An 18,583-nucleotide genomic window follows, 5' to 3' on the forward strand; every position below is an offset into this window, starting at 1 on the left:
GGCGATGATTCGCAAGAACATATGAAGAACAAAAGCTTGGACCGGCGATGTCAGTCAGAATCCTTGCGCCACGCCGCCATGGCGCGTCGATATCGCGCCTCCTCGTCATCCCGCCTCGCCTCCAGCGCGCGGCGCGCGTCGTCGTGTTCGGCCTCCAGCGCCCTGCGCCTGTTCGCCAGCGCGACCTCTTGCTCGGCAATCGCGCGGCGCGCGTCCTGGTAACGCCGATCCGCGTCGTCGAGCGCCTGCTGCGCGGCATCGAGCGCGTCACGGTCCGGCCGCGGCCGGGGCGGCGGGGACGGGGACGGGGACGGGGACGGCGTTCCGCCGCTCTTGCGCGGCCTGGTGTCGGACCGCCCGCCCGCGTTGGCCGACGATCGCCGCGCGCGCGCCGGCGCCTCCGGCAGCGCCGCGAGATTTTCGTCCCTGGTCCCGCGCAGCTTGCGGATGATCGCGCCGGGATGAGCGAGCGGTTCCTCGATCAATGCCGGATCGGTGACCTGTTCCGCGACGCCGCGCGCGAACAGGTCCACGTCGGCGCCCCATGCCTGCAGCGCCGCCTTGCGGCTCGGCGCGGCGACATAGGCATCATGGAAGCCGATGGCCGTACGGAACACCTTTAGTGAACGTGCCATCCGCCCCCAACGCACAAAACGTCGATCGGTCGACCCTCGCCGTTTACGCCAGCAAAAATCGGGCCGCTGCACCGTGCTTTAAGGGATGCCCGCGCGTCGAATCCCGTCAGCCGCGACGGTGCAGGGACGGCGCACCCTGTCGCCCTGCTCGGACGATCCCCGGGACGGCCGGCACCTGGGGCGCCAACCCGGACGTCAGCGGCCCGGTATCCCTACGGTCGCCTCCCGCGTGTCGATCTCGTCGATGGCATAGCCGAGCACCGGCGCGACGCGGCGGATCATCGGCCGCCATTCCTGGCGGGCGGCACCATAGCCATTTGCGCCGTCGCGTGCCGTCGCGATGCCGTGCGCCGCCAGGACTTCGACCGCCGCCGCATAGCTTTGGCGATCCCGCCACATCTCCGCGTCATCCGGCTGGAGGCTGGACACCGTCGGAAACCGGCTGTGGAGGGTGTCGAGCAGGAGCCGTGCGCCCCGGTGCAGCGCCGCGACCGCGGCGGACTGGATGACAGGTTCATATCGACGGGGATCGAGCGCATGTTCGATCAGCGCCGCAAGATCGAGCAGGACGAAACTGGTGCGGGACACCGCATACAAAGGCTCGTGGAAGCGAAAATAATAGAGCAGCGGGTAGAAGTGATGGGCTTCCTTCACCTGGGCGAGCGTGCGCGCCAGGTTGCCGAGCTCGCCGACCACATTGCCCGTGTCGCCGCCGGGCATCAGCCGCGCGAGCATCCAGCTGGCATCGCCCGTGCCACCGGTCATGAGGTCGACCGTCAGCGCGAGCGCGTTGCGCTCCCGAAGCGCCGAATAGACCTGGACGAGATAGCTCAGCACCAGCGACAATACCGACGCGCCGACCAAGGAGTCGAAGAGGAAGAGGAGCCGCGCGCCGGCGCCATGCGGTACGTAATCGCCCCCGCCTACGATCGACAGGCTGTTGCCCGCGACCAGCAATGCGGTGACGAAATCGGTGGACGCGCCGCCGCTCGAGGGCCGGATGGCGCGCCCCAGTTCGGGCTGGATGATCAGCGCGGCGCCGAGCGTCAGCCCCAGGGCCCAGAAACCGATCAGCGTGACGACGATCAACGGCCCCGCGAGCGACAGGATCGCGCCGCGGCGCCCGCCGGCCCGATCCGCCACGGCCTTGACCAACGCCCAGACGCACCGGTTCCAGCGTGGCGCCAACACGCCCGTGCCGGCGCGCGCGTAGAGGATGGTCAGAAAGATGTCGGCGAGGAAAAGCAGCATCAGGGCCGCCCCGCTCAGTTGTCCGACGATGGTCCAGCGCATGGTTCGGCAACCTCAGGATAGGAAGATTGCGCGCGCCGCCGCCGTCCTCGCGCCGGCGCGTCGAATGGACGGTCGCGCCCTCGTACCGCGACGCGCCGCGCGCCGCCGGTGCGGCAGCCATTGGTTCGTCGCCCCCTTCCGGCCAGCGCGGGCGGGGCACATGGACCGCGGTTTCGTCGGGGGCATGACCGTCCCTTCTGCTGCGCGCGCGAAAACGATGTCGGTGGTCCCGCCGTCACGGCCGCCGCGCAGGGGCAACGACAGCCGATCGGGCGAGACGCTGCGCCAAGCGCTGGTGGTCGATTGAGTGAGAGTGGATGGGGGCGGTGCCGGCCCTCACCCCCACCCGACCGCCCAAAGGGCGTATCCCGGATGGGATGAGGGCCGGCACCGCTCCCACGCACGTGGATCAGACCTTAGGACGGCAGCGCGGGTATCGCGTCCGCGACGGTGCCCTCCGCCCGATAGTCGGGCGGTATGTCGAAATCCTTGCGCGCAAGCCCGCGCGAGGCCGCCGCACCGCGCGGCAGGCCCGAGCGATCCGAATAATCCCGGGCTGCCCCGCCGTCGCGCCGGTGCGCCGCCTTCACCCCCTTGAACGCCGCGATGTCGAGCAGGGTGATGCCGGCGACCAGCGCCGCCGCGATGGCGGCATTGTGCCGTTTCGGATTGTCGCGATGGAGGGCCGGCGCCAGCGTGGCGAGGTCGAGCGCATCGCCGCCGATGCGGGCGGCGAGGCCGATCGGCTTGTCGATCGACAGCGTCGGTACCGCGCTCGCCAGCTCGCGCGCGCCATAGGCGCGGATCAGCCCTTCCTTGTCGTCGAGCCCCAGCGCGCGCGCGAGACGTCCCGGCGCCGCCAGTTCGGCAAGGCCCAGGCCGACCGAGAACCAGCCGAGCGCGCGTGCCAACCGGTCGGGGCCGGTCAACGAGCTTGGTCCCTTGCGCTGGACGCGCGGGTCGCCTTCGGATCGAGCGACCCCGGTAACGTTGGTGAGTGGCATCATCGCCTCCTTGTCACGGTTGCAGCATGACCTTGACGCACCCGTCCGCCTTGTCGCGGAAGGTGGCGTACATCTCGGGCCCCTTGGAAAGATCGACCTTGTGCGTGATCACGAACGAAGGGTCGATCTGGCCGTCCTCGATCCTGCGCAGCAGGTCGCCGGTCCACCGGGGCACATGCGCCTGCGCCATGCGGAAGGTCAGCCCCTTGTTCATCGCCTGTCCCATCGGGATCTTGTCGACGAGGCCCAGATAGACGCCGATAATCGAGATCACGCCCCCCGGCCGGCAGACGTAGATCATCTCGCGCAGCACGTGCGGACGGTCGTTCTCCGCCATCAGCATCTGCTTGGCGCGGTCAAGCACGGTGTCGGGCTGGCCGAAATCGACGTGGCTCTCGGTCCCGACCGCGTCGATGCACTTGTGCGGCCCCTTGCCGTCGGTGAGCGCGTTGAGGCGATCGACGACACTCTCCTGCATGAAGTCGATCGTGATCGCGCCCGCGGCGGCGGCCATCGACAGCCGCTCGGGCAGATGATCGATCGCGATCACCTGTTCGGCGCCGAGCAGGATCGCCGAGCGGATCGTCATTTGCCCGACCGGTCCGCATCCCCAGACCGCGACCGTGTCACCGGGCTGGATGTCGGACAGGAAGAGCAACTTCTCGTCGTCGATCCCGCCGGGCACCTTGATGTGCGTGGTGTCGGCGAAGGGCACCCGCAGATATTCCGCCTGGCCGCCGGGATAGCCACCGGTCAGGTGGGTATAGCCGAACAGGCCGGCGGTGGCATGGCCGAACGCCTTGTCGCCCAGCGCCTTCTTGCGGTTCGTCCGCTCGCAGACGGAAAAGTTGCCGCGGCGGCACTGGTCGCATTCGCCGCACTGGATGGTGAAGGGAATGACGACGCGATCGCCCTTCTTCAGGCTGCCCTTGGCGTCGCTGCCGACCTCGACGACCTCTCCCATGGTCTCGTGACCCATGATGTCGCCGGGCAGCATCGCGGGTACAAGATTATGAAAAAGATGGAGATCCGAGCCACATATCGCGCAACTGGTAACCTTTATTATGGCGTCGCGGGGGTGCTCGATCGCAGGGTCGGACACCGTGTCGTATCGGATGTCCTCCTTGCCGTGCCAGACTAGGGCCTTCATACCGGTCTCCTCGGTTGGGTGGCGCCGTGCTATGCGCTTCCCCCGCCCGTCCGACATGCGGGCGATACCTAGGGAACTTTCCGAACCCGCAAGGCATTGCCGTGGAAGCGGCAAATCGTCCGCGTCCCGTCAGCCGTGAAGCGGGACGATCGTCGCACCGCCGGCGCCGCAGCGTCTCCTCCCGGTCCTGAGGCCGAAGCCGGGTCTGGCGGTGAGCGGATGCTCCTCGCATCGGTGCTGGAGAACCTGCCCCTCGGCGTCGGCGTCTATGACCCCGCAGGAAATCTCGTCCAGTCGAACCAGTGCCTGCGCGACTATACGGGGGTCGCTCACCTGCCCTCTGGGGATCCCCAGAGCGCGAGACGCTGGCGCGCCTATGCCGCCGATGGCAGCCCGATCGCGCCGGAGGACTATCCCGGTGCGAAGGCGCTGCGTGGCGAGCAGGCGATGCCGGGCACGGATTTCCTGTACACCGCCGATGATGCGCATGCGCGTTGGATGCGGGTGAGCGCTGTCCCGCTACGGCGAGAGGAATCGCAGACGCGCGGAGCGATCGTCGTGATGCAGGAGGTGGACGACCTGAAGCGCGCCACCGTGCGGATCGCGGCGGCCGGCGCGGAACTCGCCAGCCAGACACGGTTCCTCGAGGCGACGCTGTCGTCGATTCCCGATTACGTCTATGCCTTCGATCGGCAGCGGCGCTTCGTCTACACCAATCCCGCCATGCTGGCCCTGTTCGGCCTGTCTGCAGGCGAGATGCGCGGCAAGACCTTCGCCGCACTGCATTATCCGCCCGCGCTTGCCCGGCACCTGAACGATCATATCGATCGCATCTTCGCCGAGGGGGTGACGATCGAGGACGAGGTCTTCTACGAAAGCCCGACGGGGCACGCCGCCTATTTCGCATATCTCTGGGGTCCGGTGCTCGCTGGCGACGGGACGGTCGAACTGGTGGTCGGCGTATCGCGAGACACCAGCGAGCGCCGCGCGATCGAGGAGGAGGTCCGGCGTACGGCCGCAAGGCTGCGCGCCGCAACCGACCTGGTCGGCCTGGGCATCTATGCCTGGGATCCGGCTGCGAACACGCTGGAATGGGACGAGCGGGTGCGGGCGATGTGGGGGCTGCCGCCCGACGCGCCGGTCGACCAGACCGTCTTCGAAGCCGGTATCCATCCCGACGACCGCGCGCGCGTCCGCGAGGCGATCGCCGCCTGCGCCGATCCGGCCGGCGACGGCCGCTATGCCATCGAATACAGGGTGATCGGACGTGACGATCGCATCGTCCGACATATCGCCACATCCGGCCGGACGTCGTTCGACAACGGGGGGGCGATTGCCTTCATCGGTGCCGCGATCGACGTGTCCGAACAGCGCCGCAACGAGGCGGCCGTCCGCGCCAGCGAGGCGCAGTTCCGCAGTTTCGCGGAGCATAGCCGCAATCTGCTATGGATCGCCGATCCCGAGAAGGACGCGATCATCTATCGCAGCGCCGCCTTCGAGCGCATCTGGGGCGAGACGTGCGAGGCCGCGCCCGTCGCGATCGACCGCTGGATGGAGGACGTCCATCCCGAGGATCGCGCGAGCGTCGCGCGGGCGCTTGCTACCGTCAAGGCCGGCGAGGTGGCGCAATATGAGTATCGCGTCGTCCGCCCGAAGGATGGCGGCATCCGCTGGTTGCGGGATATCAGCTTTCCGATCCGCGACGACCACGGTGTCATCACGCGGATCGGCGGCATCGCCGAAGATCTGACCCAGGACGATGGCCGGCACGTCTATGTCGTCAGCAGCACCGCGACGACCGCGCGGCGGCTCGCCGAACTGGTCCGGGGCATGGACTATCACGTCCGCATCTTCGACAGCGCGATGGCGTTCCTCGACATCGCACCGGTCCTGGCATCGGGTTGCGTGCTGGTCGACCTGCGCAAGCGGCGCGATGACGGCCTGTCGGTGTTGCGCGAGCTCAAGGCGCGATCGATCGCGCTGCCCGCCATCGCGCTCGATCGCGGCGATGCCGCGGTGACCCATGTCGTCGGCGCGATGAAGGCCGGAGCGATCGACTATCTCGCGGTCGGTAACGAGCGCGAGCTCATCGAGCGGCTTGCCGCCGCGCTGCCCGACTGCCGCGCGGCCCTGCGGCCCACCGCGCGCGAAGACAGCGCCGGCGCGCAGGTGGCGCGACTGACGCCGCGCGAGCGCGAGGTGCTCGTCGGACTGGTGGAAGGTGGTACCAACAAGACCATCGCGCAGGTGCTCGGCATCAGTCCACGAACGGTCGAACTGCATCGTGCGCAGGTGATGGCCAAATTGGGGTCCGGCACGCTAACCGAACTCGTGCAGGTGGCCCTCGCGGCCGGAATTGCGCCAGCCGGCCATAGTCCCAGATTGCGTAGGACTACCTAGGACACCACCGGGTGACGGACCGGCCGGCCGGCGACCATAGATGCCGCACACAGCATGGCAGAGCCTTATGTTCGACGCTCAGACGAGGGAAGCCCGCGATGGCGTGCGGGACATGCGTCGGCCATATCGCCGCTACGGCGCGGCGTCCTATCCCGATGCGGGCGCCGCGCGCGATCTCCTGCTGCGACGGCTTGGCGCCCTCGTCCCTGCCGACGGATCGCTGGCGGATGAGCTTCCGCACGCCATAACCGACGTCCATTCGACGCCGCATCGCCAGGCCGTCATCGAGCCCGCGGGGCGCTCGCGCATTTGGGTTCTCGTCGACGGCTGGCTCTTGCGGGCAGTCTATCTGCACGACGGCGCATGCCAGATCACCGAAATCCTCGTCCCCGGCGATCTCTCGACGGGCTTTACGTCTGATGGCGATCCCGCCTCGGTTCTCGTTGCGTGCGGCGCCGTCAGGATCGCGATGCTCGATCTCGACGCGCTGTCGCCGCCGGCGCGGACCATGATGGAACATGCCCTTCATATGGCGCGGCGCGAAGAGGTCCGGCGTCTGCACACGCGGCTCGTGACCATCGGCCGGCGCAACGCCCGTGCGCGCCTCGCGCAGTTCATGGCGGAGACCTATGCCCGACTTGCCGCCGTCGGCCTTGCCGAGGATGGATGTTTCGAATGCCCGCTGACCCAGGAACAACTGGGGGATTCCCTCGGCCTCACGCCCGTTCATGTCAATCGCACCCTTCGGCGATTATACGAAGAGGGTGTGATGGCGATGAGCAGGCGGCGCATCGAGATCTTCAATCTGGCGCAACTGGAATGCGCCTGAAGCCGCAAGCCAGACCGGGACTGCCAGGCCGCGCGCCCGATAGCGCAACGGCGGCGCCCCCGGCGGCGTTCGGCGCAGGCGCGACGCCGGCACCCAATGTGGGGGCTTAGCTGTTCCGATTGCGGACAGCGGACAGCGGGCTGCCACGATCCAGACAGCTGATTTTCGGCGCGACCGACAGCCGCAGACCTCCGCTAACCTACCAGCCTCCACCGCCCCGGCGCGACGGATTTACCCTCGGCGGTCGAGCGCTGTACCACAAGTAGAAGTGGTCGCCGACCCGCTAGCCCGTGGCGGTGCCTAGCTTTGACCGGAAGTGGTGCCGCTTACAGGACTCGAACCTGTGACCCCCGCATTACGAAAAATCAGTCACTTAGCTGACGCTGCCCAATCCAATTGGTGAGGCGCTTTGTAGCACGCCGTCAACGGTCGGCAAGGACTGCGCATGACGCGGGCAGCAAATTGCTGCCACCCTCAAGCTAAAGGTAAAAACTATTATAAACTATACCCTTTTAGCTATTCGCGACGCGAAGGTTAGGTAATGTAGAATATAAATCGACTTATGACCAACATCGACGGCGATTTTTTTACTTGCGTCATACATCTTCTTCGCTCAAAACGTCTGGGCGACGGGGACAACCCATCGCGCCCACTCACTTTCTTTGCGAAAGGACAGATATGAAAGACATGAATTTAAATGACATCACGATCACAAGCTATAAAGGATAAGTGCCGGGATTGCTCCTACGACAGGAATTCTCCGGGTACTTTCCTAGAGCAAATAGCCGTCTGCACAGTGACACTATGCCCGCTGCACGAAATCAGGCCTCTTCCTCGACAATGCCGAAGAGGAGGCAAGATCGTTCCGGAAGAAATTGCCGCAATTGACACCAAGCTAAGGGCGATCGATCACAGGTGGTTTTTAGAAGGCCGATAAGCCTAATTAGTGCAGGCCTTTAACGCGATTTGGGCACAGCGGGCGGCGGTGGCCTACAACCACCCCGCCACGCGGGCGTTGGCCCATTTTGCGGCCTTTTCGCGACGGCGTCGCTTCCTTAAGCGTCTTAGTACCGCTAATTCCGACGATGGCTGATGACTATAACGCCGCCGCAAAGGCGATGCGAGACGAGCATGGGGGACAGGTCCTACGTGAGATCGAGCGCAGGATAGCGGACCACCGCCGTGGCGGTGATGCGGAAATTATCGAGTGCTGGATCGAGGTACGGCAGGCATACCTCCGGCTGCGCCGACGATGACGCCGCATTGAAGCAGGGCCACCTCCTGCTGCGCTAGCCTCCACGGTAACCCCCGCCCCTCAAACCCCACGTATTTACCGCTCCCAGCGCGCCGCAAGCCACCTAGCCAAGTTTGTGCTTGCTTGATTGTTTTCGAAGCGGGACAACCGAGCCGACATAAAGGAAGATGGATCGTAGAGCATGTCGGACAACCGAGCGCGAGTATTGTCGCAGGCGCTATCCATTGATGCTTGGCACGACCCCTTCCGTGTTGACGGCTCTACGTCAGGTGTTCACGTCGAAATCAGCTTTTCGGAAGGAAGGCTCGGTGGAGACGATGCGGAATTTCCCTTCACCTTTAAGCTTGCCCTTAAACGAGCGCTTTTAACGATCAAAGTGGAAAGGCCGCTGTCCTTAGAGCGACGGTCAGTAGCCCGCAGCAAGCCGACTGCCGATGCGGAACGGACCATGATTCTTGCATATCGAGAAGCCGCCAAGGCAAACTTGGCAGCAAAGGGCAGGATCACACCTGCCACCATCCATCTAGCAATTTCCGGTGAGGCAAAAGCCGAAGAGGAAGTTACATCCGAGGAACGAGTTAAGGTTGTTCAAACAATACCAGCAATCGTCGTCTCCCCAAAGCCGGTCGATCGACAGAGTTATTCATGGGATATGGTGCCCGGGCATTCTGAAACATTACAAGGCCAGCCGTGGGATCCAGTCGATGAACCCCGCTTGCGGGTATCGGTCGACGGGACGATCCCGAAGATCGATCCGGTTATCTCGATTGTGGTATCGTGTGCCCTCGAAGATATTGAAATATCTGATCTCGTTCCAAAGCGAAGCACCTTAAATGACAAAGTTAGAAATGTTATTTATAATGACATAAGCGAGAAGGCCGCTATCCAATACTTAAAGCGCATTTTGGTTAACGCAGATTTAGAAACTGGGAAACTGGACGATAGATTCTCCGATTTGATCGTGGCGGACTTGTTGGCACTGCCGGAGTAGGGGCATGGAATTATCAAGTCTTCAAAGAGTATTAGCGATAGCTGAGTCTGGTGAGACGAACCTCGTATCATTGGCGAAAATGACGGAGTTTGACCAATATCGATTTTATGAGGGCGCCGACCTAACTGGTATTGACGTTTCGGGACAAGACGTGAGCGGACTCAGTTTCTTTGGCGCAAATCTTACTGGCGCTAATCTATCTGACATTTTATTTAGCCCGGGAGCTTTTAATGGCGCAACAGTAGATGCTCAATACTCGGCATTAAAGGACAGTTTTGAGTTTCGTATTAGTGAAGTGACGGATGGATATCTCCAGCGCATACACTTATATGCGACTTTCCGTCCCGGTTATATAGAGTCGGTTCTGAGCTATCTGAGCGTAACTTATGATAACATGGCCAATCAATGTGAGATAAGTACATCCACCCTTAGAAAGGCAAGGCGTGGAGAATTGGTTTCCATGGAGACAGTAAAAAACATATCAAACGGCATCTTGCTGATAGTCCGGGATCGAGGCGCCGATTATCCAATCGATGAATCTATCTATATGAATCCCGTCATAAAATTCGTTTTTATTTATGCAAATGGTACTCGCCGCTATGTTAATCGGCAGGAAACTAAGTGGCTAATCGAAATGGCGCGCAGGCTAGATGTGCAATCGGGTAGATATAGCGTTCGCTCGAAATACAATTGGCGTGATACTCCCCACATTCTCGCCTGGCTGGCGGCAGCAAGAGATTTATTCGAGCCAGGCGATGAAGAGATGGAAGCTTTCGCAATGGCGATCAAGAGCATTAATTATGTGTCCGACGAAGAAATGGAAAGAATCATGGCCTCTTTGCCGGACGCAGGCGATATTATCTGACGGCTCTCTTTCCTTGCGATGATCGATTTAGCCAGTTATCTTTCCATATATAGTAAATTATTAGCAAATTGGTTCGAGGAGGTGCTATCAGCCTTATTAAAAAGAATAAGCTGAACGATCATGATATTTGGGGTATGTCTTGCAATGACGTTGCCCAAGGCGCGTCGGGAGTTAGCGTTCCGACTTCTCCCGGACCTAGCCTAAACGATAGATGCAATTGTTCTATAAAAAATTTCGTGGCGGATGTTTTGCTGATGGACGCCGTGGAGCTTGGCACAAATTTTGTAGCCTTTGAGCCTACCCGTCACGATGCCTGCTGCGTAGCTTGAAAGATAGGACTCTACATATATGCGCCTGGCGCATATAATAAGCCTATCTTTTGAGCGACTCGGGAGGCCAGCTTGGCGCGGATTGCATATTACCGTGTATCGGACACGTCGCAGTCAGTTGAAGCGCAGCGGCAGGCCTTGGGCGGGCAATTCGATCGCGAATTTGCGGACGAAGGCGTTAGCGGTGCTGTTCAAGCTGCCGATCGCAAGGGTTTCGCTGAACTGCTTAGCTATGTCCGTGAAGGCGACACCCTCTATATATACGCTATCGATAGGCTGGGCCGCGACGCGCTTGATATTCAAGCGACGATCCGCCGCCTAATCGATAAGGGCGTGACGGTGGACGTTCGTGGCCTCGGACCGATCGCTAAAGGCGTCGGGGAGTTGATCGTTGCTGTTCTGGCGCAGGTTGCCGAAATGGAGCGTCAGCGAATTAGGGAGCGTTGCGACGCTGGGCGCGCTGCTGCCAAGGCGGCATTGGCGGCTACAGGAAAGACACATAGGGGCAAAGCAAGCCTTGGGAGGCCAATGGCGGGGGACCGGGCAACGGTTCAAGCTTGGCGATCTGATAATGGTGCCAGTATCGCCAAGACGGCGGCGCACTTCGGTTTGTCACTGGCGACGATCAAACGGTATTGCGGTCCACAATGAGACATCGTCGCCCTAATAAGGATGTAGTTCAGCCATCGGCCTTGGCATCCGTTAACTGGCAGTCTGAAAAAGCCATGTTGAAATCGGCGCTGTCGATGACACCATTCAGCTTGTCCAGTTTGGTCAACGCAAAGCCCGAGTCTGGCTCTATTTGCCCGACGCTGCGAGTATCATCATAGTAAAACTTGCGGTACCCGACATATCCACCAAATAGGTTCTTCGCGTTTATCTTGCCCGTAACGCATGTCTTACCGACGACCACGTCGCTGAATTGGGCCGAACCGGGGTCGCTTAAAGTCGTGGTGACTGATTCCTTTGCACGATCTTCAAGAAGATGGCGGGATTTTTCATTGTTTAGATAGGTTGATATGGCGAGTGCTGCTATCGCGCAGAAGATCAACAGGCCAGCAACTATCAACGCAATCTCAAAATTCGACAATGTGCGATCTGCAGTTTCGCCCAACGTTGAGGAAGGGGCGGGTGTCCGGCGCGTCACGCGCCATGGGTTTTGTCCAGCTTCGGCTTTGTTGTTATCGTCCATCGTCGCCCCCTGGATTGAAGAGGCGCCCCGGCAGCGAGCCGGGTGTTAGGAACCCTGCACGTAGCACAAGGCGCTACCACCTTTAGGCAGAGCCCTGGACATACGTAGTAGCCACCCGGCCAAGAATTCTTGACCAGGCTACGTGCCAGCGGGGTTCCTACGCCCCACGCTGCGGATTCTGCCGCAACGCGAGCACACGATGAATGAAGATGATCGTAGGGGCAACCTCGCTGGGAAGACGAAGTCCTAGAAAATATAGCTATGGGGCAAACCACACCATTCAGCCACTGGCTCGATCCAAACTGAACCTCACAGATTGGCGAATGGTGAGGCCGCCGCCTGCGATAGAACCACGCAGCTTGTGAACTGTTCTGCCTTTGTTCCATATGGCTGATGCCATGAAACAGGGGCCGGAACGATGCACCACAACATGCAGCTAGGCGCCGCCGCCAAGGCGATTTCCAACGAGGTATACCCTTAGCATGAATGGTGACCGCTGCCCTTTGAGGATGCCGAGCGCTTCGGCACAGTTCACTACAGGCAGCCTGTAGGTGCTTCGCAGCGGCCAAGGGCTGTGTTGTCGGTTAACGAGGTCCGCTGTGCTGGCGGAGTGACAGGTGCTCGCGAGCTAAGCTCCTGGCGTTAAAAACCGGCCTGCGCCCAGCATAGACGCGGTGGCATTAAACTGACAGCGCTATTGCAAGAATTCGCCACTCCATCAGTGCGACGGAGGCAACACTCCTCCAGAACGGTCTAGACCGCGCAACGCTCTCCCATAAGATGACAGAAGGCACATTCCCCACGAAAATCCGACTTAGCGGGAGATGGGCGAGCTGTCGCTCGTTGCTACCTATCATGGATGCACAATCTGATGTTCTACCATAAGCATGACCATCCTGACGGATGATAGAAACTTGCCTTTTGGAAAGGGAGCCACGCTTTGACGCCCAAATAGTGCGAAGCGCCTGTGGCATAAGGGCGACTAGTGCGTGCCCGCCAAATTCGGGGAGACCAGTTAGATTGCAGGCTGCTGGGCCGCCTCTGCCGCTTCAACCTCCACCAATGCCGCTTTTCCTTCGTCGAAGGTGACGATGGAGTCGGGCAAGCCAATGAGCACAAGCGGGCAAGGGTTACCCACTCCTCGTTGAAGCCGATCTTCCAGCTTGCGCCAATGTGTCGTCGCCTCACCGAACTTGTCTGAGACAAACTTGTCCGTAAAAGCATCCCGGAACGAGACCGGGTTCCGTACGCGCGACATGCGATCTGTTATCGCCTTGCGCTGACGACTTGTAGGATCATAACCCCATTCACGCAAACCTTCGAGGTCGTCTATTCCCCGTTCGTCCAGGAAGCGATGGACTAGGCCGCGCATGTTTTCGTGAAGCGACCGCCCCCGGGTCACAATCAACCCAACCGAGATCGCCCCATCGGCATGTAGCCGCTTATAGTTCTCAAGATCGCGATCATAGAATGGGTCCTTGTTGTTCCACTCGATCTCCAGTGCGATCCGCTGGGAGTCCCCGAACTCCCGAACATGGTCGACTTCATGGGACTGGGCCTCACTCGGGACCCCGTTGATCCGCTTCTCGACAATGAAGGTCATCTTTCGCCATCCGAGCGCCGCTAGGGCACGACGGAGCCTTTGCGTGCCCTTGGATTCACCACCACCGCCAGCGATGATCTCCTCGACAGGGATCGTTGTTGCGGACAGGGCCGCGACCAACTCTGCCGCGACATCGGGGAAATCGATAGAGAGGATCGCCTTAGCGTGCGATCTGAACTCAACCTGGAAACCCTTGTCTTCCAGTTCCTCGAAAAGGCCCGGCATCCTACCCCGCAACGCATTGTCGATCTTCGGATACGTCGTTGCAGTCGAGAAGTCGAACGTCTAGTTCGAATCTGAAGCCAGGGGGTGTCGTATCAAATACGAGGTTTTCAGTTACAGGTACGCGGAAGAAATTCTTCAGCACCGCAGTAATAGGGGCGCATGGGATGAGATCATTGGCGTGGTCAAGAAATCGCCGCTTTTCATATTTCCAAGCAAAAGCGAAAAGAACAAGAAATTCGACGTTGTGCAGCAATGCCTGAACACATGGTTTGATCGCGCGCTAGCTGTCGAAAATAACTGGCAGTATCACCCCCTAGCAACCGCAATCGAGAAATCTCGATTGGCGGCAGACTTTCACAAGAATTTCGATCACGTTAAAATTCAGGCCGAGGTCCAGTTCGGCAATATGAGTCGCTGGTACTCCGACATTTTTAAACTACAGACGGCATACTCCCAATCTTTGGTTGATATTGGCTTATCAATCGTGCCCACGGCTGCGCTTGCGGCGCGCATAGGGTCAAACATTGCCCATTATGAGCGAGTTATCCGCGAGTTGCCGTCTGCAAACCTGTCTATAACGTTGCCAATACTTGTGATCGGCGTCGAGCCGAACAGGGCGACAAAAACCGTCGACTTGAGCCGAATAGACATTCCAAAAAGTGACTCAGCTAAGAACGACGGCCCATCGAAATTCACGGAACTCGATCGCTACCGGATCGTCAACGCCCTATTCGAAGGGCAAGACCCCCATGCGGTCACGCGCAATTCCCCAACCGGCACCATACCGAAGCCCATCGTGAATGTCCCTGATGACGAAGACGAAGGGGATACGGGCTAGGCGGCAGCCTTGTGTTCGCAATGCCAAGTCAATCCGTTGAACCATTCCCCCACGACAATGCCGGCGATGATGCGCGCGGCGTTCCTTTCCAACTTGCCCCGGCTGACAAGTTTATCGACGGGGCCACCCCCGCTTGCGACGGTCACAATATAGTCCGCGAGCAGTGGGCCATCTGATGGGTCAAGCTCAGCTTCGATACGCGAATGCAATTCCTCGGCAAGTGCCGCCAGCTTGTCGGTCACTTCGAATGGACCGATGCCAGCAGACCTCTTCGTCCAAGCTTCCTGCAAGCCGTTAGGGCTGGTGGCGACCAGGAACGACTCTGCTCGCGCCAATTCTCTACGGAAGCCGGTGAGCAACTCAGCTAACCACGGGCTCCGACGCAAATCCCTTGTGACCTCACCATCCAAGTCAATCTGCCGGATGTCCTTCGATGGACCGTAGAAGAATCTGACAGACCACTGCGTGCCGCCGTCAAGAACGGTATTGGAAAGGTCGAAGCGCATTCCACTCTTGAAGCGGAAGCCCGGCAGCGCGGCGCGGAAGGCCCGCTTGGCAGGGTAGGTCCTGCCTTCGCCGTCTGGCTCGGTCACAGGGGCGACGCGCTTCGGGACCTGCAGCGCATTGCCGGCGGCGGCGAAGCCTAGGAACTGCTCAGGTTTGACGCCCTGCGCCGCCAGCGCAATCAAATGCGTGAAAGTCGGCGGGATCGCATTGCCGATCATCTTGGCCTTCTCCGCAAACGACCTGCCAAAAAACTGGTAGGTGATGGGGAAGCCCTGCAATCCAGCACGCTCGCGGATGGTCAACCTCCGGAATTCGCCTGCGCGCCTTGGATCAGCGATGACGATGCTTTCGCGCGAAACCCGTGTGCAAGTAGCCGTGACCGTACGAGCAGCTCGGTCCAGCGGGTCTGGGAATGCCATGTTGTTATAGACCGGGTGATGCTCTTTGGCATCCCGGTTCATTCGAAGCTCTTCGCCTCTTAGCGGCGGCTCAGACTGCGTCTCGGTCACATCGCCGATAGGCAGGCGGACACCCCAGACCGGATCGACGACCTCGGCTCCGGCGCTTAGCGACTGCACCACATCGCCCAGGGTTCGTGGCTCCACGTGGGCACCAAAACCCTTGATGATGTCCAACGGGATATTGGTGGCGATGCAACGTCGACGCGCCTGAGGCGCGCCGTATTCCGAGAAATCAAAGACATCGATCTCGGGTGCAAGATGGCGGAAGCTGTATAGCACATGCTTAGGATCGGCCATGCCCTTGCGGATGACCTGCTCGACCCTTGGCACATTTTCCATCGCCCAGAACTTGGGCTTGAGGTGGTCGACGACCTCGAAGAACTTCACAAGGTCCTTGAGACCTTCGGAGATATTTCCACTTCCACCGCGATTGGAATAAGAAAATTCGGTGCAAGGGGGACTACCTACCACCAACTCAATATCATCGGGAAGGTCCGCAAGCTCTAGCTTGCGGATATCCACAGGCTCCAGCTCCCCACCGAAATTGGCATTGTGGGTGTCGATCGCGGGCTTCCACCATTCATAGGAATTGACCACCTGGACACCGGCGAGCTTCAGCCCCAGGCTCCATCCCCCGATCCCGGAATAAAGGTCGATAGCACGCACGTTATACACCATCCTGTCCGAAGGCAGCGCCTTCATGTCCATGTGATAATGCCCGGCTAACACCGCCTAGACAAGATCCAAACCGCAGGCCGGGTCAGGTTTTTGCCGGACCGAGGAAATCGCTCAGCCGATTTCCTAGAGCGGCCTCGTCCTTCACCTCACATTCCCAGATTACAAGCGGGGACCAGCCCTCGTCGATGCAACGCTGCAGGTCGCGCGCATCGCGCGCGCGGTTGCGATCAAACTTGGCCTCCCAGAAATCACGGCGCGTATTTGGGATATGCGCCAGCTTGCATCCGGGGTGCTGATGCCAGAAGCAGCCGTGGACGAAGATGACCTTGCGACGCCGGGGGAACGCCACATCAGGGCGGCCTGGCGCAGCCTTCCATTGCAGCCGGAAGCGATAGCCAAGCCGATGCAGCAGCCGCCGAACTATGAGCTCAGGCTTCGTATCCGCGCGCTTGATGCGCGACATGTGCAAACTGCGCCGCTCCTTCGTAAGATGATCAGGCACAGGCACCAACGCGTTCCATCAGTTGCCAGATATGGACATCAAACGTGGAGACAAGGTCCGACCCCTGGTATGATTCCCCAGCTGCCTGCCTAGCCTGATCGTCGGACGAATGACCGTGCTTCATGCGCAGGGGAGCAAACCTACAGCACGAGCCGTGGCCGTTCGCAGGAACGTAGAGCACCTTTCCTAGGACCCAGGAAAGAAGACGCCAATCTGCCAGTCGACGTGAGCTGCTACGCCCCCGGCCTGCTGTCCCGCGCCTGGCTGCCGATCCTGGCAGAAAGCGGATGATGATTGCCATGGGCCGGGCTCGACACCGGCCTCCTTGCTCACGACGGGACTTGAACCCGCGACCTATGGACAAGGACTATGTGTCGCCGGGTCGCCCTGGCCTTTTGGTGACAGGATCGGCGACGCGTCGGCTAAAGGCCATGCGGTGGGGTTTTCCGCCGCCGCAGGGGGTGCGCAATCCCGTGGTCAACGTTCGGAGCTACGCTAGCCCCTTCTGGCGTTCGGCATTGGCTAATCCGGAAAGACGGTGCGTGGCCCCTGTCACCAGCTTTCAAGAATGGTCCGTTGGTCCCGATCCAGCGACGGGGAACGAGAAGCCCTATTGGTTTCCCTTCCTTCGCGCCCGATCTTCGCATTTGCAGGTGTATGGCGGCCTACAGGTGATGGTCCTGCCTACGCCTTCTTGACGACCGGCTACGATGGTGATCCAGGTACGCACCTTGTCGGTGCGATCCATCCTAAAGCCATGCCCGTGATCCTCCATGAAGAGGTTTACGACCGTTGGTTGGCGGCTCCGGTTGAAAATGCTTCGTCGCTGGCTGGGTCGTACCCGTCGCAGTTGATGATCCGGCTATGACGTGGCGGCGGCTAACTACAAACTTCGTCGTAGCCAGCCATGAACGGCATGGTTTTCGGCAACCCCCTCTAGAATAGCAGTAAATTTGCCAGAAAACACACGCGAACCCGCCCAAGCCATGTGACCACCTGCAATTCTGTTTTGGCGCTGTACGGCGTTGAAACAGGCCTTCTTGGCCACTTTCGTAGCCATACATCGACAATGACACATTCTGCAAATCTATTGGAACAGAAACATGCTAACCATCTAAAAACCTTTTTGCAGACAAGCGACGCAGGTCAAAGGACAGAGAACTGCCTCTTTCTCCTAAAGGGTGCGTGACTAGCCGTCCCGATGGACCGGTCATGCAGTGACGCAGCCATAACCGTACTATATATGTTTCCCCCTTCTCCTTCTTCCTCTCTATCTTCTCTTTTTAAAAGAGATTTCTGGATATACGGAGAATCTTCTATGGAAATATTTTCTAATCTCCTGTTTAGCTAATTCCATGTCAGACTCTTTAACTATCATTGCATCATGAAGGGGAAGGGCGGGAATATCATGTACTACCGTCAGTCTATAAAGGGCATCGAGCAATATAGAACTTTCTTCAAATTGAAGCACATGCCACCTATAGGGGCATTCCTTCCAATCATGAAGAAACGGATATTTCTTTAATAGCGCATCCTTGACCGTCTTTGCCTTGCAAATCTTCGATATATCGAGTTCATCCCCAGACAGTCCGGCTTTTAAGGCTCTATTTCTATATTTTTTTCTGACATTTGCGTTCCAAGCATCAGGAAGGTTCTTCCCGCCAAGGGACATGGCGATATAAGCTTTTACTATATCCCGATTAATTCCCTTGATCTGATACGGATCGATAGATGCATCAAACTTATGCTCTAGGGTCAGGACCCATTGATGTGGGAGGCGCGATCTGATTCAGGCTCCGTGAGGAGAGAGTGGATGAGCGACCTGT

Annotated in this window: 16 protein-coding genes; 7 read left to right on the forward strand and 9 right to left on the reverse strand. The window is 59.9% G+C overall.

The genetic code is table 11. The features are described from left to right. Window positions 1-50 precede the first annotated feature (50 nt). From IQ292_RS03100 to IQ292_RS03115, 4 genes are all read right to left on the reverse strand, one after another. Window positions 51-635, reverse strand: a complete 585-nt coding sequence (locus IQ292_RS03100) for a hypothetical protein (RefSeq protein ID WP_203308816.1) — start codon at window positions 633-635, stop codon at window positions 51-53. A 195-nt stretch (window positions 636-830) separates the two neighbouring features. Continuing rightward, on the reverse strand, window positions 831-1,928 hold the full coding sequence (locus tag IQ292_RS03105) for a potassium channel family protein (RefSeq protein ID WP_203308817.1): 1,098 nt from the start codon (window positions 1,926-1,928) through the stop codon (window positions 831-833). A gap of 416 nt (window positions 1,929-2,344) precedes the next feature. Beyond that, window positions 2,345-2,932 (reverse strand): hypothetical protein, encoded by a 588-nt coding sequence (locus IQ292_RS03110; protein ID WP_203308818.1) that lies wholly within the window; start codon window positions 2,930-2,932, stop codon window positions 2,345-2,347. 13 nt (window positions 2,933-2,945) lie between these two features. Then, window positions 2,946-4,082: a zinc-dependent alcohol dehydrogenase gene (locus IQ292_RS03115; RefSeq protein WP_203308819.1), complete on the reverse strand. Its 1,137-nt coding sequence runs from the start codon at window positions 4,080-4,082 to the stop codon at window positions 2,946-2,948. Window positions 4,083-4,301: 219 nt separating this feature from the next. Between IQ292_RS03115 and IQ292_RS03120 the strand changes: the two genes are divergently transcribed. The 5 genes from IQ292_RS03120 to IQ292_RS03140 all read left to right on the forward strand — a co-directional run bounded on the left by IQ292_RS03120 (window position 4,302) and on the right by IQ292_RS03140 (window position 11,402). Next, window positions 4,302-6,482, forward strand: coding sequence for a PAS domain S-box protein (locus tag IQ292_RS03120; protein WP_203308820.1), 2,181 nt, complete (start codon window positions 4,302-4,304; stop codon window positions 6,480-6,482). 112 nt (window positions 6,483-6,594) lie between these two features. Continuing rightward, window positions 6,595-7,311: a Crp/Fnr family transcriptional regulator gene (locus IQ292_RS03125; RefSeq protein WP_203308821.1), complete on the forward strand. Its 717-nt coding sequence runs from the start codon at window positions 6,595-6,597 to the stop codon at window positions 7,309-7,311. Between the two features lie 1,436 nt (window positions 7,312-8,747). Next, on the forward strand, window positions 8,748-9,557 hold the full coding sequence (locus IQ292_RS03130) for a hypothetical protein (RefSeq protein ID WP_203308822.1): 810 nt from the start codon (window positions 8,748-8,750) through the stop codon (window positions 9,555-9,557). 4 nt (window positions 9,558-9,561) lie between these two features. Beyond that, the gene (locus tag IQ292_RS03135) at window positions 9,562-10,422 is read left to right on the forward strand and encodes a pentapeptide repeat-containing protein (protein WP_203308823.1); all 861 of its coding nucleotides are present in this window, start codon (window positions 9,562-9,564) and stop codon (window positions 10,420-10,422) included. Between the two features lie 401 nt (window positions 10,423-10,823). Further along, window positions 10,824-11,402 (forward strand): recombinase family protein, encoded by a 579-nt coding sequence (locus tag IQ292_RS03140; protein ID WP_203308824.1) that lies wholly within the window; start codon window positions 10,824-10,826, stop codon window positions 11,400-11,402. A 28-nt stretch (window positions 11,403-11,430) separates the two neighbouring features. Here the strand turns inward: IQ292_RS03140 and IQ292_RS03145 are convergent, their stop codons facing one another. Next, window positions 11,431-11,943: a hypothetical protein gene (locus IQ292_RS03145; RefSeq protein WP_203308825.1), complete on the reverse strand. Its 513-nt coding sequence runs from the start codon at window positions 11,941-11,943 to the stop codon at window positions 11,431-11,433. A 1,015-nt stretch (window positions 11,944-12,958) separates the two neighbouring features. Further along, a complete protein-coding gene (locus IQ292_RS03150) occupies window positions 12,959-13,771 on the reverse strand; it encodes a BglII/BstYI family type II restriction endonuclease (RefSeq protein WP_203308826.1) in 813 nt (270 codons plus the stop codon). 91 nt (window positions 13,772-13,862) lie between these two features. On the opposite strand from IQ292_RS03150, the gene IQ292_RS03155 reads away from it, so the two are divergent. After that, the gene (locus IQ292_RS03155) at window positions 13,863-14,609 is read left to right on the forward strand and encodes a BglII/BstYI family type II restriction endonuclease (RefSeq protein WP_203308885.1); all 747 of its coding nucleotides are present in this window, start codon (window positions 13,863-13,865) and stop codon (window positions 14,607-14,609) included. Here IQ292_RS03155 and IQ292_RS03160 read toward each other — a convergent pair. After that, window positions 14,606-16,279, reverse strand: a complete 1,674-nt coding sequence (locus IQ292_RS03160) for a DNA cytosine methyltransferase (RefSeq protein WP_203308827.1) — start codon at window positions 16,277-16,279, stop codon at window positions 14,606-14,608. The two genes, IQ292_RS03155 and IQ292_RS03160, sit on opposite strands and share 4 nt — an antisense overlap. A gap of 58 nt (window positions 16,280-16,337) precedes the next feature. Beyond that, window positions 16,338-16,763 carry a very short patch repair endonuclease gene (locus IQ292_RS03165; RefSeq protein WP_420853644.1) on the reverse strand — a complete coding sequence of 142 codons (426 nt, stop codon included), beginning with the start codon at window positions 16,761-16,763 and terminating at the stop codon, window positions 16,338-16,340. Between the two features lie 350 nt (window positions 16,764-17,113). Here IQ292_RS03165 and IQ292_RS17585 point away from each other — a divergent pair, with 350 nt between their 5' ends. Next, the gene (locus tag IQ292_RS17585; RefSeq protein ID WP_338057574.1) at window positions 17,114-17,455 is read left to right on the forward strand and encodes an SOS response-associated peptidase family protein; all 342 of its coding nucleotides are present in this window, start codon (window positions 17,114-17,116) and stop codon (window positions 17,453-17,455) included. Between the two features lie 572 nt (window positions 17,456-18,027). On the opposite strand, the gene IQ292_RS03175 is transcribed toward IQ292_RS17585, so the two are convergent. Then, on the reverse strand, window positions 18,028-18,429 hold the full coding sequence (locus IQ292_RS03175) for a hypothetical protein (RefSeq protein WP_203308829.1): 402 nt from the start codon (window positions 18,427-18,429) through the stop codon (window positions 18,028-18,030). Window positions 18,430-18,583 lie beyond the last annotated feature (154 nt).

Origin of the sequence: Sphingomonas beigongshangi, assembly GCF_016820445.1 — a bacterium.
In the GTDB taxonomy this organism is placed as follows: domain Bacteria; phylum Pseudomonadota; class Alphaproteobacteria; order Sphingomonadales; family Sphingomonadaceae; genus Sphingomonas; species Sphingomonas beigongshangi.

What these genes read in the sequence shown, in the direction of transcription:
- IQ292_RS03100 (WP_203308816.1), bottom strand. Translation starts at nt 635, where the DNA reads ATGGCACGTTCACTAAAGGTGTTCCGTACGGCCATCGGCTTCCATGAT.
- IQ292_RS03105 (WP_203308817.1), bottom strand. Translation starts at nt 1,928, where the DNA reads ATGCGCTGGACCATCGTCGGACAACTGAGCGGGGCGGCCCTGATGCTG.
- IQ292_RS03110 (WP_203308818.1), bottom strand. Translation starts at nt 2,932, where the DNA reads ATGCCACTCACCAACGTTACCGGGGTCGCTCGATCCGAAGGCGACCCG.
- IQ292_RS03115 (WP_203308819.1), bottom strand. Translation starts at nt 4,082, where the DNA reads ATGAAGGCCCTAGTCTGGCACGGCAAGGAGGACATCCGATACGACACG.
- IQ292_RS03120 (WP_203308820.1), top strand. Translation starts at nt 4,302, where the DNA reads ATGCTCCTCGCATCGGTGCTGGAGAACCTGCCCCTCGGCGTCGGCGTC.
- IQ292_RS03125 (WP_203308821.1), top strand. Translation starts at nt 6,595, where the DNA reads ATGCGTCGGCCATATCGCCGCTACGGCGCGGCGTCCTATCCCGATGCG.
- IQ292_RS03130 (WP_203308822.1), top strand. Translation starts at nt 8,748, where the DNA reads ATGTCGGACAACCGAGCGCGAGTATTGTCGCAGGCGCTATCCATTGAT.
- IQ292_RS03135 (WP_203308823.1), top strand. Translation starts at nt 9,562, where the DNA reads ATGGAATTATCAAGTCTTCAAAGAGTATTAGCGATAGCTGAGTCTGGT.
- IQ292_RS03145 (WP_203308825.1), bottom strand. Translation starts at nt 11,943, where the DNA reads ATGGACGATAACAACAAAGCCGAAGCTGGACAAAACCCATGGCGCGTG.
- IQ292_RS03150 (WP_203308826.1), bottom strand. Translation starts at nt 13,771, where the DNA reads ATGCCGGGCCTTTTCGAGGAACTGGAAGACAAGGGTTTCCAGGTTGAG.
- IQ292_RS03160 (WP_203308827.1), bottom strand. Translation starts at nt 16,279, where the DNA reads ATGAAGGCGCTGCCTTCGGACAGGATGGTGTATAACGTGCGTGCTATC.
- IQ292_RS17585 (WP_338057574.1), top strand. Translation starts at nt 17,114, where the DNA reads ATGGACAAGGACTATGTGTCGCCGGGTCGCCCTGGCCTTTTGGTGACA.
- IQ292_RS03175 (WP_203308829.1), bottom strand. Translation starts at nt 18,429, where the DNA reads ATGTCCCTTGGCGGGAAGAACCTTCCTGATGCTTGGAACGCAAATGTC.